This window comes from Burkholderia sp. 22PA0106 (genome assembly GCF_047497155.1).
Lineage (GTDB): Bacteria > Pseudomonadota > Gammaproteobacteria > Burkholderiales > Burkholderiaceae > Burkholderia.
The window spans coordinates 469,928-485,489 of record NZ_CP163162.1 but is presented as its reverse complement, the minus strand read 5'-3'; the positions used below and the strand labels follow the sequence as shown (position 1 = coordinate 485,489).

Genomic DNA, 15,562 nt, shown 5'->3' with positions numbered 1-15,562 from the left:
CGACACGCCGCGTTCGCTTCGAACGCGGCGTTTTACATTCGCATCACGAGGTCACGCATGAGCCACGACATCACCGCTGCATTGACGGACGCCTCGCTGTTCCGTCAGCAGATCTATCTGAACGGCGAATGGCAGGACGCCGCGAACGGCGCCACGTTCGAAGTCCGCAACCCCGCCACCGGCGAGTTGCTCGGCACCGTGCCGCTGGCCGGCGCCACCGAAACGCGCCGCGCCATCGAGGCCGCCAACGCCGCATGGCCGGCCTGGCGCAAGCGCACCGCGAAGGAACGCGCCGCGATCCTGCGCAAGTGGTACGAGCTGATGCTCGCCCACGCCGACGATCTCGCGCTGATCCTGACCACCGAGCAGGGCAAGCCGCTCGCCGAGGCGAAGGGCGAAATCCTGTATGCCGCGTCGTTCCTCGAATGGTTCGCCGAGGAAGGCAAGCGCGTGTACGGCGACACCATCCCGACGCCGGCCGGCGACAAGCGCATCGTCGTCACGAAGGAGCCGATCGGAGTGTGCGCGGCGATCACGCCGTGGAATTTCCCGGCCGCGATGATCACGCGCAAGGTCGGCCCGGCGCTGGCCGCGGGCTGCCCGATCGTCGTGAAGCCGGCCGAAGCCACGCCGTTCTCGGCGCTGGCGCTGGCCGTGCTGGCCGAGCGCGCGGGCGTGCCGGCCGGCGTGTTCAGCGTGGTGACGGGCGATCCGAAGGCGATCGGCGGCGAGCTGACCGGCAACGCCACGGTGCGCAAGCTGTCGTTTACCGGCTCGACGCCGGTGGGCCGCCTGCTGATGGCGCAGTGCGCGCCCACGGTCAAGAAGGTGTCGCTGGAGCTGGGCGGCAACGCGCCGTTCATCGTGTTCGACGACGCCGATCTCGATGCGGCCGTGGAAGGCGCGATCGCCTCGAAGTATCGCAACAGCGGCCAGACCTGCGTCTGCACCAACCGCTTCTACGTGCACGACGCGGTGTACGACGCGTTCGCCGACAAGCTCGCGGCGGCGGTGGCCAGGCTGAAGATCGGCCGCGGCACCGAGGCCGGCGTCACGCAAGGCCCGCTGATCAACGAAGCGGCCGTGCTGAAGGTGGAATCGCACATCGAGGATGCGCTGGCGAAGGGCGCGAAGGTGATCACGGGCGGCAAGCGCCACGCGCTCGGCCACGGCTTCTTCGAGCCGACCGTGCTGACCGGCGTGACGCCCGACATGAAGGTGGCGAAGGACGAAACGTTCGGCCCGCTCGCGCCGCTGTTCCGCTTCGCCTCGGACGACGAAGTGATTCGTCATGCGAACGATACCGAGTTCGGCCTGGCCGCGTATTTCTACAGCCGCGACATCGGCCGCGTCTGGCGCGTCGCGGAATCGCTCGAATACGGCATGGTGGGCATCAACACCGGCCTGATCTCGAACGAGGTCGCGCCGTTCGGCGGCGTCAAGCAATCGGGCCTCGGCCGCGAAGGCTCGCACTACGGCATCGACGATTACGTCGTGATCAAGTATCTGTGCCTGGCGGTTTGATTCCGCCGATTCCGCCGCCTCTGCCGGCAGCGAAATGAACAACGCCTTCGCGGTTCGCGCCGCGAAGGCGTTGTCGTTTGCGTCAGCGGAACACGCCCACCGCATCCACCAGCGAGGTGGCCTGCTGGCGCAGGCTCTCGGAGGCCGCCGCGCTCTGCTCGACCAGCGCCGCGTTCTGCTGCGTGATGTTGTCGAGATCCACCACCGCGCGATCCACCTGCTCGACGCCCACGCTCTGCTCTTCCGTGGCCGAGCTGATGTCGGCGATCAGGTCGGCCACGCGCTTGACCTGCACCACGAGGTCGTCCATCGTGCGGCCCGCGTCGTCCACGCGGCGCGCGCCCGAGGCCACCCGATCGACGCTGTTCTCGATCAGCGTCTTGATCTCCTTGGCCGCGTTCGCGCTGCGCTGCGCGAGCGCGCGCACCTCGCCCGCCACCACCGCGAAGCCGCGGCCTTGTTCGCCCGCGCGCGCCGCTTCCACCGCGGCATTGAGCGCCAGGATGTTGGTCTGGAACGCGATGCCGTCGATCACGCCGATGATGTCCGCGATGCGGCGCGAGCTGTCGGTGATCTCGTTCATGGTGCCGACGATCTCTTCCACCGCATGGCCGCCGCGCGAGGCCGCGTCGCTGGCCGACACGGCAAGCTGGTTCGCCTGCGAGGCGGTGGCCGCGTTGTTCGACACGGTGGCCGTCATCTGCGCCATCGACGACGCGGTCTGCTGCACGGCCGTCGCGGCCTGCTCGGTGCGGGCGCTCAGGTCGTTGTTGCCCTGCGCGATCTCGCTGCTGGCGCGCTGCACGTTCAGCACCTGCTCGCTGACGTCGTCCACCAGCCAGCGGAACATCAACCCCAGTTGGTCGATCGTGCGCAGCGTCATGCCGATCTCGTCCACGCGCGTGGCGGCCGGGCCGTTGCGGCTCTCGCCGGTCGCCACGTTCAACGCGCGCTCGTGCAGATCGCGCAGCGGCCGCACGATCTGCGCGTCGAGCCACATCGCCACCAAACCCGTGGCCACCGCCGTGGTGGCGGCCACGCCGGCCAGCGGCAACCCGCTCGCGCCACAGGCCCACGCGCCGCCCGTCACCACCGGCACCAGCGCCGCCAGTGGCGCATACATGCGCGTGCGCACCGACATCGTCTTGAGCAGCGACGCGAGCCGGCCGAAGCCGCCGCGAATCACGATGCCCTTGTAGAAACGCCGGCCGCCCGCGCGGCCTTCGCGGAAGTCGCGATACAGCGCTTCGGCCGCGGCGATGTCCTCGCGCGACGCCTTGGTGCGCACCGACATATAGCCCTGCGGCTGGCCGTTGCGCATCAGCGGCACGGCGTTGGCGCGCACCCAGTAGTGGTCGCCGTTCTTGCGGCGGTTCTTGACGAGCGCCATCCACGGCTCGCCGCCCTGGATGGTCGCCCACATGTCGGCGAACGCCTCGCGCGGCATGTCGGGGTGCCGCACCGTGTTGTGCGGCGCGCCGACCAGTTCTTCCGGCGTGAAGCCGCTGATCTGGACGAAGCTCGCGTTCGCGTAGGTGATGGTGCCGTCGGCGCGCGTGGTCGACATCAGCGTCGCGTCGTCGGGGAATTCGTATTCGTGCTGCGTGACCGGCTGGTTATTGCGCATTCATTGGCTCCGGCACACGGCGTCGAAGGCATGGGCCACCGTGGCTTCTCTCATTCAGGTCAGGTCGTGCTGGCGCCCGCGCGGCATCGCAACGGCTGCGGGCTTATCTCTTTTTTGACGGCAGCATGAGGGAAAACATTAACCTGATCAGGAGAAAAGCTCTCAAAATCCTCATTTCCTAGATTTACATCAATAGATCGCCAATTAATTGATCCGTGATCGACGGCACGTGGCAAGGCTCGCGCCCATGAAAAACGGCAGCCCGACCGAAGGTCGAGGCTGCCGTCGGCCACCCGCGCGAACGCGGGCGGCAAGGAGCGAGGGGCGCTAAGGCGCGATCAGACGCGTTCGATGGCGAGCGCGATGCCCTGGCCCACGCCGATGCACATCGTGCACAGCGCGAAGCGGCCCTGCGTGCGATGCAGTTGGTACATCGCCGTGGTCACGAGACGCGCGCCCGATGCGCCGAGCGGATGGCCCAGCGCGATCGCGCCACCGTTCGGGTTGACGCGGGCATCGTCGTCGGCCACGCCGAGCATGCGCAGCACGGCCAGGCCTTGCGAGGCGAACGCTTCGTTCAGCTCGATCACGTCGAACTGGTCGATCGTCATGCCGAGTTGCGCGAGCAGCTTTTGCGTGGCCGGCGCGGGGCCGATGCCCATCACGCGCGGCGCGACGCCGGCCGTCGCCATGCCCAGGATGCGCGCGCGCGGCACCAGGCCGTGACGCTTCGCGTTCGCTTCGTTGGCGATCAGCAGCGCGCAGGCACCGTCGTTGACACCCGACGCATTGCCGGCCGTGACCGTGCCGTCCGGACGCACCACGCCCTTCAGCTTGGCCAGCGCCTCCAGCGAGGTTTCGCGCGGGTGTTCATCGCGCGAAACCACCAGCGGATCGCCCTTCTTCTGCGCGATCGTGACCGCCGTGATTTCCTGCGCCAGCGTGCCGTCCTGCTGCGCGCGCGCCGCCTTCTGCTGGCTGCGCAGCGCGAACGCGTCCTGATCGGCGCGGCTGATCGCGTAATCGTCCGCGACGTTCTCGGCCGTCTCCGGCATCGAATCGACGCCGTGCAGCTTCTTCATCAGCGGATTGACGAAGCGCCAGCCGATCGTGGTGTCGTGGATCTCGGCCTGACGCGAGAACGCGCTCGCGGCCTTGCCCATCACGAACGGCGCGCGGCTCATGCTTTCCACGCCGCCGGCGATCATCAGCCCGGCCTCGCCCGACTTGATCGCGCGCGCGGCGATGCCGATCGCGTCCATGCCGGAACCGCACAGGCGGTTGACCGTCGAACCGGGCACGCCTTCCGGCAGGCCCGCCAGCAGCGCGGACATGCGCGCGACGTTGCGGTTGTCTTCGCCGGCCTGGTTGGCGCAGCCGAAGATCACGTCGTCGATCGCGGCCCAATCGACTTCGCGGTTGCGCTCGACCAGCGCCTTGAGCGGCACCGCACCCAGGTCGTCGGCGCGAACGCCGGAAAGCGCGCCGCCGTAGCGGCCGATCGGGGTGCGGATTGCGTCACAGAGGAATGCATCGGTCATGGTTGTCTCCGGAACTTCGTTCGGATGAAATGCGCGCCGGCACACTCGCCGCGCCGCATCGGAATGTTCTATAAACGAACACAAGATCGAATATCGAACTATTTTGCGATCATAGGGAGGCGGCCGGGGGCGTGTCAAGTTCGGGGCGCTCCCGGCGGCGATTCTCCGCACCCGAGCTTGGCGCGACCCGTCCCCTTGCGCTACTCTCCACCGCTACACGACACGACCCCAGCCCATGAGTACAGACGATCTTCAGGCCAAACCCGGCGACTCCTATGTTCAATCGTTCGCGCGCGGCCTGGCCGTGATTCGCGCATTCGACGCCGAACATCCGGAGCAGACGCTGACCGAGGTCGCCGCGGCGACCGGGCTGACGCGAGCGGGCGCGCGCCGGATCCTGCTGACGCTGCAAACGCTCGGTTACGTGGAGGCCGAAGGCCGGCTGTTCCGGCTCACGCCGAAAATCCTCGATCTGGGCTTCGCCTACCTCACGTCGATGCCGTTCTGGAACCTGGCCGAGCCGGTCATGGAGCAGCTTTCGGCGCAGATCCACGAAAGCTGCTCGGCGGCCGTGCTAGATCGCGCCGAGATTGTTTACGTGCTGCGCGTGCCGACCCACAAGATCATGACCATCAACCTGTCGATCGGCAGCCGGCTGCCTGCGTACTGTACGTCGATGGGGCGTGTGCTGCTGTCCTCGCTCGACGATTCGGCGCTCGACGAAGTGCTCGCGCTGCGCCCGATCCAGGCGCACACGCCGCGCACCATCACCGATCCGGCCGCGCTGAAAGCCGAGATTGCCACCGTGCGCAAGCAGGGCTGGGCGATCGTCGATCAGGAACTGGAGGCGGGGCTGATTTCGCTGTCCGCGCCGATCAAGAACCGGCGCGGGCGCGTGATCGCCGCGATGAACATCAGCGGCAATGCGCAGCGGCATACGGCCAAGCAAATGGTGAAGGAGTTTCTGGAGCCGCTGCTGGAGGCGGCGCAGAGGGTGTCGGCGTTGGTGGCGCGGAGGAGTTGAGGCAGATTAGCCTCGGAGCGCTACATTCCGAAAAGTAGCCTTTTAAAGCTGCTCGTGGACACCTTGCTTTTTGCGGCCAACAAAAAACCCACGCCACCAATCGGTCGCGTGGGTTTTTCGCATCCAACCCCGGCAGGGTGATTCACCACTCAGCCGATGATATCCACCCAACCGTGCTGATCCGCTTCCTTGCCCGTCTGGATGCCGACCAGCGTCTGCTTCAGGCGCTGCGTGACCGGGCCGGCATTGCCGTCGCCGATCGTGAACGTGTGCTTGCGGCCCTTCACCTGGCCGATCGACGTGACCACCGCGGCCGTGCCGCAGGCGAACGATTCGACGAGCTTGCCGCTCTTCGCATCGGCTTCCCACTGTTCGATCGAATAGGCTTCCTCGCGCACCGTGTAGCCGAGGTCGCGGGCCAGATCGATCAGCGAGGCGCGCGTGATGCCCGGCAGGATCGTGCCGGTCAGCGGCGGCGTTTGCAGCGAGCCGTCGGCGAACACGAAGAACACGTTCATGCCGCCCAGCTCCTCGATCCAGCGGCGCTCCACGGCGTCGAGGAATACCACCTGGTCGCAGCCTTCGCGCGAGGCCTCGGCCTGCGCGGCCAGGCTGGCGGCGTAGTTGCCGCCGCATTTCGCGTCGCCCGTGCCGCCGGGCGCGGCGCGCGTGTAGCTGTCCGACACCCAGATCGAGACGCCCTTCGACGCGTCGCCCTTGAAATACGCGCCCACCGGCGTGGCGATCACGCAGTACAGATATTCGGCGGACGGCTTCACGCCGAGCACCACTTCATTGGCGATCATGAACGGGCGCAGATACAGCGCGCTGCCTTCGGCCGACGGGATCCAGCCGCGCTCGAGGCTGACCAGCTCGCGCACCGAGTTCACGAACAGCTCTTCGGGCAGCTCGGCCATCGCCAGACGCCGCGCGGAATTGCGGAAACGCTTGGCGTTCTGGTCCGGGCGGAACAGCGAGATCTTGCCGTCCGGCAGCGGATACGCCTTCATGCCCTCGAAGATTTCCTGCGCATAGTGCAGCACGAGCATCGCCGGATCGACTTCCAGCGGCTTGCGCGGAACGATCTTCGCATCGTGCCAGCCCTGGCCTTCCGTATAGCGGATCGTCACCATGTGGTCGGTGAAGATCTTGCCGAAGCCGGGGTTCGCGAGCAGGCGCGCGCGTTCTTCGGCGGAAGTCGGGTTCGGGTGGCGTTCGATCGGGAAAGTCGAGGTGCTGCCGGTGCTCATGAGGTCCGCTCCTGGTGTTCTAGAGAGCGGCGGGGACGCCCGCCGCCGTGGTAACCGAACACTGTAATCGACCTGAGCGTTCCGCGCATCCCGGAATGGCCCGGGCAGCGCTATTTCGCTCTCCTACCCGGGCCGCCCCTTCTCGCCAATCCTCACAAAAACAAGGAATTAGACACACGCCGGCTGGAATCGATGATTGCCAGCACATGCTTAAAAGTGACGTGTCAGCAACGGTCGGCCGCCGACCGCCCGCCGTGGATACGGGGTCGCATGCCTTGGCATGCGTAACGGCGCGGCGGTGTCCCGCCTCTCGGACGGGACGTTGCGCCGTCAGGCGGCCGCGGCCACGCCGTCGAGTTCGCGCATCACGTCGTCGGGCAGCGCCAGATCGCCGGCCGCCAGATTCTCGTGCAAATGGGCCACCGACGAGGTGCCCGGAATCAGCAGCAGGTTCGGCGAGCGGCGCAGCAGCCAGGCCAGCGCGACCTGCATCGGCGTCGCGCCGAGCCGCTCGGCCACGCCCGACAGCACCGACGATTGCAGCGGCGAGAAACCGCCGAGCGGGAAGAACGGCACGTAGGCGATGCCGTCGGCGGCCAACGCGTCGATCAGCGCATCGTCGGCGCGATGCACGAGGTTGTAGTGGTTCTGCACGCACACGATCTCGCAGATCTTGCGCCCTTCCTCGATCTGCGCGCGCGTGACGTTGCTCAGGCCGATATGGCGCACCAGCCCCTGTTGCTGCAACTCGGCCAGCGCGCTCAGTTGCGTCTCGATCGAGCCTTCGGCCGGGCCGTGCGTCGAGAACATGATGCGCAGGTTCACGACGTCGATCGCATCGAGCTGCAGGCGGCGCAGATTGTCGTGCACGGCGCTTTTCAGCTCGTCGGGCGTGTAGGCCGGCAGCCAGGCGCCGTCGTCGCCGCGACGCGCGCCGATCTTGGTGACGATCACGAGATTGTCGCGATACGGGTGCAGCGCCTCGCGAATCAGCTCGTTGGTCACGTACGGGCCGTAGAAATCGCTGGTGTCGATATGATCGACGCCGGCTTCGACGGCCGCACGCAGCACGGCGAGCGCGGCGGCGCGATCCTTCGGCGGCCCGAACACGCCGGGGCCGGCCAGTTGCATCGCGCCGTAGCCGATCCGGTGCACCGGCAGATCGCCGAGTTCGAAGGTGGAAGCGCGAAATGATGCGGTCATGTGAGGCTCCTGCGGTGGCAACGTGAAGGAATCCAGAGCTTACGCGCTGGCGATTCCACCGATAAGCCGCCATAATCCGCACGGCTTGTACGAAGGAGCGAACAATGAGCAGCGTCGATCTCACGGAATTGCAGGCGTTCGTCGCGGTCGCGCGCGCGAAGGGCTTTCGCGACGGCGCACGCGCCACCGGCAACAGCGCGTCGGGCCTCAGCGAGGCGGTGCGCCGGCTCGAAACGCGGCTCGGCGTGCGGCTGCTGAATCGCACCACGCGCAGCGTGGTGCCGACCGAGGCCGGCGAGCGGCTGTTGGCCCGGCTCGCCCCGGCGCTCGATGAAGTGGAGGCCGCCATCGACGTGATCAACGGCCTTCGCGACCGCCCGGCCGGCACGCTGAAGCTCAACGTGCCGGTCAGCGCGGCGCGGCTGGTGTTGCCGTCGATCGTGCCGCGCTTTCTGGCCGCCTACCCGGAGATCCGCCTCGAAGTGGCCGCCGACGAAAGCTTCGTCGACGTGCTGGCGGCCGGCTGCGACGCCGGCATCCGCTACGAGGAACGGCTGGAACAGGACATGATCGCGGTGCCGATCGGCCCGCGCGTGCAGCGCCTCGCGCTCGGCGCGGCGCCCGGCTATCTGGCGCGGCGCGGGCGGCCCGCGCATCCGCGCGACCTGCTCGAACACGAATGCATCCTCGGCCGCTTCCCGGGGCGCGCGATCCCGCCGTGGGATTTCGAGCGCGATGGGGAAAAGGTGCGGATCGAACCGTCGGGGCAGTTGCTGGTGGAACTGGGCGCGGCCGTCGATCTGGCCGTGGATGCCGCGCTGGCCGGCACCGGCATCGTGCATCTGTTCGAGGATTGGCTGAAGCCGCATTTCGAGAGCGGCGCGCTCGAACCGGTGCTGGAACCGTGGTGGGAATCGTTCTCCGGGCCGTTTCTGTACTACCCGGGGCGGCGGCTCGTGCCGGCGCCGTTGCGCGCGTTCATCGATTTCATTCGCGCCGACGCGCCGGCCTGAGCCGGCCATCCGTCCGAGCCGCCGCGTTGCACAGCGGCTCGGGCCGGGTGCGATTGCCAAGGATTACGAACGACCGCCGTACACCGGGAAACGTGCCGTCAGTTCGCTGACCTGGCCGCGCACACGCTCCAGCGTGGCCGCATCGTCCGGCGCTTCGAGCACGTCGGCGATCAGGTTGCCGACGATCTCGGCTTCCTTCGTGCCGAAGCCGCGCGTCGTCATCGCCGGCGAGCCCAGGCGAACGCCCGAGGTCACGAACGGCTTTTCCGGGTCATTCGGAATCGCGTTCTTGTTCACCGTGATGTGCGCCAGGCCCAGCGCCGCTTCCGCCGCCTTGCCCGTGATCTTCTTCGCTTGCAGATCCACCAGCATCACGTGGCTTTCCGTGCGGCCCGACACGATCCGCAAGCCACGCTTGACCAGCGTTTCCGCCAGCACGCGCGCGTTGTCCACCACTTGCTGCTGATACGTCTTGAATTCCGCCGAACCGGCTTCCTTGAACGCCACCGCCTTCGCCGCGATCACGTGCATCAGCGGGCCGCCCTGGATCCCCGGGAAGATCGCCGAGTTGATCTGCTTCTCGTACTCCGCCTTCATCAGGATCACGCCGCCGCGCGGGCCGCGCAGGCTCTTGTGCGTCGTCGTCGTCACGAAATCGGCGTGCGGCACCGGATTCGGGTACAGGCCCGCTGCGATCAGGCCGGCGTAGTGCGCCATGTCGACCATGAAATACGCGCCGATGTCCTTCGCCACGCGCGAGATCCGCTCGAAATCGATCTTCAGCGAGAACGCCGAGGCGCCCGCGATGATCAGCTTCGGCTTGGTTTCGTGCGCGCGCTTTTCCAGCGCTTCGTAATCGATGTCTTCGTTCGCGTCCAGGCCGTAGCTGACCACGTTGAACCACTTGCCCGACATGTTCAGCGCCATGCCGTGCGTCAGGTGGCCGCCTTCGGCCAGGCTCAGGCCCATGATCGTGTCGCCCGGCTTCAGCACCGCGAAGAACACGCCCTGGTTCGCCTGCGAGCCCGAGTTCGGCTGCACGTTCGCCGCTTCCGCGCCGAACAGCGCCTTCACGCGATCGGTCGCCAGTTGCTCGACCACGTCCACGTTCTCGCAACCGCCGTAATAACGCTTGCCGGGGTAGCCTTCCGCGTACTTGTTGGTCAGTTGCGAACCTTGCGCAGCCATCACGGCCGGGCTGGTGTAGTTCTCGGAAGCGATCAGCTCGATGTGATCTTCCTGGCGCTGGTTTTCGTGCTGGATGGCTTGCCAGAGGTCCGGATCGACCGCTTCGATGGTGCTGGTGGAATAGTTGAACATGATTTTCCCGACGTCCGTCGTCAAAAGACTTACCTGCGCCGCAGCCGCGGCGTGCCTCGATCAAATTGCCTGATTCGGAACGTTATTCAAGCGGAAGCGCCGGTTCGCATCTAGAAGAATTGCGACAACGCGATAGGACGGAATCGGCGCAGGGGGTAACGAGGCCGGATCGATGTCGCCCGCGGACAGGTCGGTGACGCTTCGCCATCGCGCGCGGCATGACGGGCTCGACGCATTCCGGTTCGACAAAAAACGACACCCCGGAAACCGCGAGGGCTTCCGGGGTGTGCGCGAGGCGCGGGCGGCAATCCATGCCGCCGCCCGTACCGGGGTCAGCCCGCCGTGGCTTGCGAGGCCGCCGCAGCCGGCGCGGCTTGCTTGCCGTAATCCACCGGCGCATCGGCTTCGCGCGGCTGATCGCCGGTCTGCTCGATCCAGCCACCGCCCAGCGCGCGGTACAGGTCCACCAGGTTGGTCCAGCGCGCGAGGCGTGCCGAGATCAACGTGGTTTGCGCCGTGTACAGGTCGGTTTGCGCCGTCAGCACCGTCAGATAACTATCCACACCGTTGCGGTAGCGCAGGTCCGACAGATCGTAACGGCGCTGCTGCGCCTCCTCGTTGCGTGCCAGCGCCGCGATCTGCTGATCGTAGGTGCCGCGCGCCGCCAGGCCGTTCGACACTTCGCTGAACGCCGACTGGATCGCCTTCTCGTAGTTCGCGATCTCGATGCGCTTTTGCACGTGCGCCAAATCGAGGTTCGCGATGTTCGAGCCGCCCTCGAAGATCGGCAGCGCGATGTTCGGCGCGAACGACCACGCCGCCGTGCCGGCCTTGAACAGGCCGCCCAGCGTCGGGCTCGCCGTGCCGAACGCGGCCGTCAGCGAGATCTTCGGGAAGAACGCCGCACGGGCCGCGCCGATGTTCGCGTTGGCCGCGCGCAATGTTTGCTCGGCCTCCATGATGTCGGGGCGGCGCGTCAGCAGATCCGACGGCAAGCCGGCCGGAATATCCGTCAGCAGGTTCTGGTTGTTCAGCGGCAAACCGGCCGGCAGATCGTCGGGCAGCGGCTCGCCGACCAGCAGCACCAGCGCGTTCACGGCTTGCGCGCGTGCCCGGGCTTGCGCCTGCTGGTTCGCCAGCGCCTGTTCGACCACCGTCTGCGCCTGACGCAGGTCCAGCTCCGAACCGGTGCCGTTGTCGAACTGCAGCTTCGTCAGGTTGTAGGACGATTGCGCATTCTTCAGCGTGTCTTCCGTGACCTTCAGCAGGTCGTCGGTCGATTGCAGCGTCAGATACTGATCCGCCACCTGCGAGACGAGCGAGATTTCCTGCGCCTTGCGGGCCTGTGCCGTCGACAGATATTGCGCCAGCGCCTGATCCTTCAGGCTCTGGATTCGGCCGAACAGGTCCAGCTCCCACGACGCCGACAAGCCGACGTTGTAGTCGCGCGAAATCAGCGGAGCGCCGGTGGTCGATATACCGGCCGGCAGCCGCTGGATCGACCCCGTCCCGGTGCCGCCGAGCGTCGGCAGCAGTTCGGCGCGCGTGATCTGGTACTGCGCGCGCGCCGCCTCGATGTTGAGCACCGAGACACGCAGGTCGCGGTTGTTCTTCAACGCCAATTCGATCAGTTGCTGCAAGCGCGGATCGGCGAAGAAGTTGCGCCAGCCGATGTCCGGCGCGGCCTGGCCTTGGGCGCTGCGCGCGTCGCTCGCGCCCGGCTGCGTCGCGTAGACGCCGTCGGACGGGAACGAGCCCGACACGGGCGCATCCGGACGCTTGTAATGCGGCGCCATCGTGCAGCCCGAAGCGACGAGCGCGAACGCCATTGCCGTCAAAACGATTTTTCGCATGGTCATCAATGTTCCTGGTTGCCGTCGCCTTCTTGCGTGCGGTGTGCGTGTTCCTGCGCGAGACGCAGCGCCTGATCCGGGTCTTCCTTCTCGCCGCCGAAGATCGACCGCACCTTCACGAAGAACATCGGAATCATGAAGATCGCGAGGAAGGTGGCCGTCATCATGCCGCCGATCACGCCCGTGCCGATCGCGTGCTGGCTGCCCGAGCCCGCGCCGTTGCTGATCGCCAGCGGCAGCACGCCCAGGATGAACGCCAGCGACGTCATCAGAATCGGACGCAGCCGCAGCCGCGCCGCTTCCAGCGCTGCTTCGACCGGGCCCATCTTCTCGGTCAGCTGCAATTCACGCGCGAATTCCACGATCAGGATCGCGTTCTTCGCCGACAGCCCCACCGTGGTCAACAGGCCAACCTGGAAGAACACGTCGTTCTCGAGGCCGCGCAGCGTCGACGCGATCAGTGCACCGATCACGCCGAGCGGCACCACCATGATCACCGAGAACGGGATCGACCAGCTTTCGTACAGCGCCGCCAGACACAGGAACACCACCAGGATCGAGATGCCGTACAGAATCGGCGCCTGCGAACCCGACTGCACTTCCTGCAGCGACAGGCCCGTCCACGAATAGCCGATGCCGTTCGGCAACTGCGCCGCGATCCGGGACATCGCGTTCATCGCCTGCCCCGTCGAGTTGCCCGTCGATGCCTGACCCTGGATTTCCACGGCCGAGATACCGTTGTAGCGCTCGAGCTTCGGCGAACCGTACGTCCAGTGGCCGGTGGCGAACGCGCTGAACGGCACCATCCCGCCCGAGCTGTTGCGCACGTACCAGACGCTCAGGTCTTCCGGCGTCACGCGGAACGGCGAATCGCCCTGCAGGTACACCTTCTTGATACGACCGTCCGTATCGAGGAAGTTGTTGACGTACTGCGAGGCCCACGCGATCGAGAACGTCTGGTCGATCGAGGACGGCGTCACGCCGAGCGCGTCGGCCTTCTCGCGATCGATATCGACCTTGTACTGCGGCGTGTCGTTCAGGCCGTTCGGACGCACCAGCGCCAGCGTCGGGTCCTTGGCGGCCATGCCGAGCAACTGGTTGCGCGCCGCCATCAACGCATCGTGGCCGAGGCCCGCGTTGTCGGTCAGCTCGAAGTCGAAGCCGGCTGCGGTGCCCAGTTCGGGAATCGACGGCGGGTTGAACGGGATCACCATCGCGTCCTTGTAGGCCGAGTAGTGCCCGAAGGTCCGCTTGATCAGGGCCTGCACCTTGCGGTCGCTGGCCAGACGCTCTTCGAACGGCTTGAGCTTGACGAACACCAGGCCGGCATTCTGGCCACGGCCGGCGAAGCTGAAGCCGTTCACCGTGAACACCGAATCCACGACGTTCTTCTCGCTGTTCGCCATGTAGTCCGTAATGTCCTTCAGCGTGCGAGCCGTGGTTTCCTGCGTGGAGCCCGGCGGCGTCTGCACGATCATGAACATGTAGCCCTGATCTTCATCGGGCAGGAACGACTTCGGCAGGCGCACGAACAGGAAGCCCACGCCGACGATCACCGCGAGATAGATCACGAGCCAGCGGCCCGAGCGCTTGATCACATGGTGCACGCCGACGTGGTACTTCTCGCGGCCCTTGTCGAAGTTGCGATTGAACCAGCCGAAGAAGCCCTTCTTCTCTTCGTGATGGCCCTTCTCGATCGGCTTGAGCAGCGTCGCGCACAGGGCCGGCGTCAGGATCAACGCCACCAGCACCGACAGCACCATCGCCGACACGATCGTCAACGAGAACTGGCGATAGATCGCGCCCACCGAGCCGCCCGAGAACGCCACCGGCACGAACACCGCCGACAGCACCAGCGCGACGCCCACCAGCGCGCTGGTGATCTGACCCATCGCCTTCTTGGTGGCTTCCTTCGGCGACAGCCCTTCCTCGAACATCACGCGCTCGACGTTTTCCACCACCACGATCGCATCGTCCACCAGCAGGCCGATCGCGAGCACCAGGCCGAACATCGACAGCGTGTTGATCGTGAAACCGGCCGCGCTCATGATCGCGAACGTGCCGAGCAGCACCACCGGCACGGCGATGGTCGGGATGATCGTGGCCCGCAGGTTCTGCAGGAACAGATACATCACGAGGAACACCAGCACGATGCCTTCCAGCAGCGTCTTGACCACTTCCTCGATCGACAGCTTCACGAACGGCGTGGTGTCGTACGGGTAGTGCACCACCATCCCGTGCGGGAAGTACTTCGACAGCTCGGTGACCTTGGCCTTGATCAGACCCGCCGTGGCGAGCGCATTGGCGCCCGTCGCAAGCTGGATACCGACGCCGGCGGTCGGCTGGCCCATGTACTTCGTGTCGTAGTTGTAGTTTTCCGCGCCGAGGTAGATCTGCGCGACATCCTTCAGCCGAACCTGCGAACCATCCTGATTGACCTTCAGCAGGATCTTGCCGAACTGCTCCGGCGTCTGCAGCAGGGTCTGCTCGGTGATGGTCGCCTGCAGCACGGTGCCCGGCTTGGCCGGCGTGCCGCCGATCTGGCCGCCCGCGATCTGCACGTTCTGCGCGGCGATGGCGCTGGACACGTCCGCCGGCGTCAGGCTGTAGTTGGTCAGCTTGGTCGGGTCGAGCCAGATCCGCATCGCGTATTGCGAGCCGAGCAGCAGCGTCTGGCCGACGCCGTTCAGGCGGCTCAGCGGATCGAGCACGTGCGACGCGACGTAGTTCGTCAGGTCGTTACGGCCCATGCTGCCGTCTTCCGAGTTGAACGCGATCCACAACAGGTAGCTCGAGCTCGACTTGGTGACCTTCAGGCCGAGCTGCTGCACGACCTGCGGCAGAACCGGCGTCGCGAGCGACAGCTTGTTCTGCACCTGCACCTGCGCGATGTCCGGGTTGGTGCCCGGCGCGAACGAGATGGTGATCGTGGAGGTGCCCGAGTCGTCGCTCGTCGAGGACATGTACAGGAAGTTGTCGAGGCCGCTCATCTGCTGCTCGATCACCTGCGTGACCGTGTCCTCGACCGTCTTCGCCGAGGCACCCGGGTACGTCGACGTGATCTGCACCGCGGGCGGCGCGATCGTCGGGTACTGCGAAATCGGCAGCGTGAAGATCGATGCGACGCCCACGAGCATCAGCACGATCGCAATCACCCACGCAAAAATTGGCCGATCAATAAAGAATTTTGCCATTTAGGACCTCTTG

10 protein-coding genes are annotated in these 15,562 nt (G+C 66.4%); 3 read left to right on the top strand and 7 right to left on the bottom strand.

Going from position 1 to position 15,562, the window contains the following annotated elements:
• Nucleotides 1–57 precede the first annotated feature (57 nt).
• Nucleotides 58–1,524 carry an NADP-dependent succinate-semialdehyde dehydrogenase gene (gabD, locus tag AB4850_RS02115; RefSeq protein ID WP_414440971.1) on the top strand — a complete coding sequence of 489 codons (1,467 nt, stop codon included), beginning with the start codon at nucleotides 58–60 and terminating at the stop codon, nucleotides 1,522–1,524.
• Between the two features lie 82 nt (nucleotides 1,525–1,606).
• Here the strand turns inward: gabD and AB4850_RS02110 are convergent, their stop codons facing one another.
• A complete protein-coding gene (locus tag AB4850_RS02110; protein WP_414440970.1) occupies nucleotides 1,607–3,151 on the bottom strand; it encodes a methyl-accepting chemotaxis protein in 1,545 nt (514 codons plus the stop codon).
• Between the two features lie 338 nt (nucleotides 3,152–3,489).
• A complete protein-coding gene (pcaF, locus tag AB4850_RS02105; RefSeq protein ID WP_414440969.1) occupies nucleotides 3,490–4,692 on the bottom strand; it encodes a 3-oxoadipyl-CoA thiolase in 1,203 nt (400 codons plus the stop codon).
• Between the two features lie 235 nt (nucleotides 4,693–4,927).
• On the opposite strand from pcaF, the gene AB4850_RS02100 reads away from it, so the two are divergent.
• Nucleotides 4,928–5,716 carry an IclR family transcriptional regulator gene (locus AB4850_RS02100; RefSeq protein ID WP_414440968.1) on the top strand — a complete coding sequence of 263 codons (789 nt, stop codon included), beginning with the start codon at nucleotides 4,928–4,930 and terminating at the stop codon, nucleotides 5,714–5,716.
• 149 nt (nucleotides 5,717–5,865) lie between these two features.
• Here AB4850_RS02100 and AB4850_RS02095 read toward each other — a convergent pair whose 3' ends face one another.
• Both AB4850_RS02095 and AB4850_RS02090 read right to left on the bottom strand, forming a co-directional pair.
• The gene (locus tag AB4850_RS02095) at nucleotides 5,866–6,966 is read right to left on the bottom strand and encodes a branched-chain amino acid aminotransferase (protein ID WP_414440967.1); all 1,101 of its coding nucleotides are present in this window, start codon (nucleotides 6,964–6,966) and stop codon (nucleotides 5,866–5,868) included.
• Nucleotides 6,967–7,296: 330 nt separating this feature from the next.
• Nucleotides 7,297–8,169 carry an aldo/keto reductase family oxidoreductase gene (locus AB4850_RS02090; RefSeq protein ID WP_414440966.1) on the bottom strand — a complete coding sequence of 291 codons (873 nt, stop codon included), beginning with the start codon at nucleotides 8,167–8,169 and terminating at the stop codon, nucleotides 7,297–7,299.
• Nucleotides 8,170–8,273: 104 nt separating this feature from the next.
• Here AB4850_RS02090 and AB4850_RS02085 point away from each other — a divergent pair, with 104 nt between their 5' ends.
• Nucleotides 8,274–9,182 carry a LysR substrate-binding domain-containing protein gene (locus tag AB4850_RS02085; RefSeq protein WP_414440965.1) on the top strand — a complete coding sequence of 303 codons (909 nt, stop codon included), beginning with the start codon at nucleotides 8,274–8,276 and terminating at the stop codon, nucleotides 9,180–9,182.
• Nucleotides 9,183–9,245: 63 nt separating this feature from the next.
• Here the strand turns inward: AB4850_RS02085 and glyA are convergent, their stop codons facing one another.
• From glyA to AB4850_RS02070, 3 genes are all read right to left on the bottom strand, one after another.
• A complete protein-coding gene (gene glyA / locus AB4850_RS02080; RefSeq protein WP_414440964.1) occupies nucleotides 9,246–10,502 on the bottom strand; it encodes a serine hydroxymethyltransferase in 1,257 nt (418 codons plus the stop codon).
• Between the two features lie 332 nt (nucleotides 10,503–10,834).
• Nucleotides 10,835–12,355: an efflux transporter outer membrane subunit gene (locus AB4850_RS02075; protein ID WP_414440963.1), complete on the bottom strand. Its 1,521-nt coding sequence runs from the start codon at nucleotides 12,353–12,355 to the stop codon at nucleotides 10,835–10,837.
• Between the two features lie 5 nt (nucleotides 12,356–12,360).
• The gene (locus tag AB4850_RS02070) at nucleotides 12,361–15,549 is read right to left on the bottom strand and encodes an efflux RND transporter permease subunit (protein WP_414440962.1); all 3,189 of its coding nucleotides are present in this window, start codon (nucleotides 15,547–15,549) and stop codon (nucleotides 12,361–12,363) included.
• Nucleotides 15,550–15,562 lie beyond the last annotated feature (13 nt).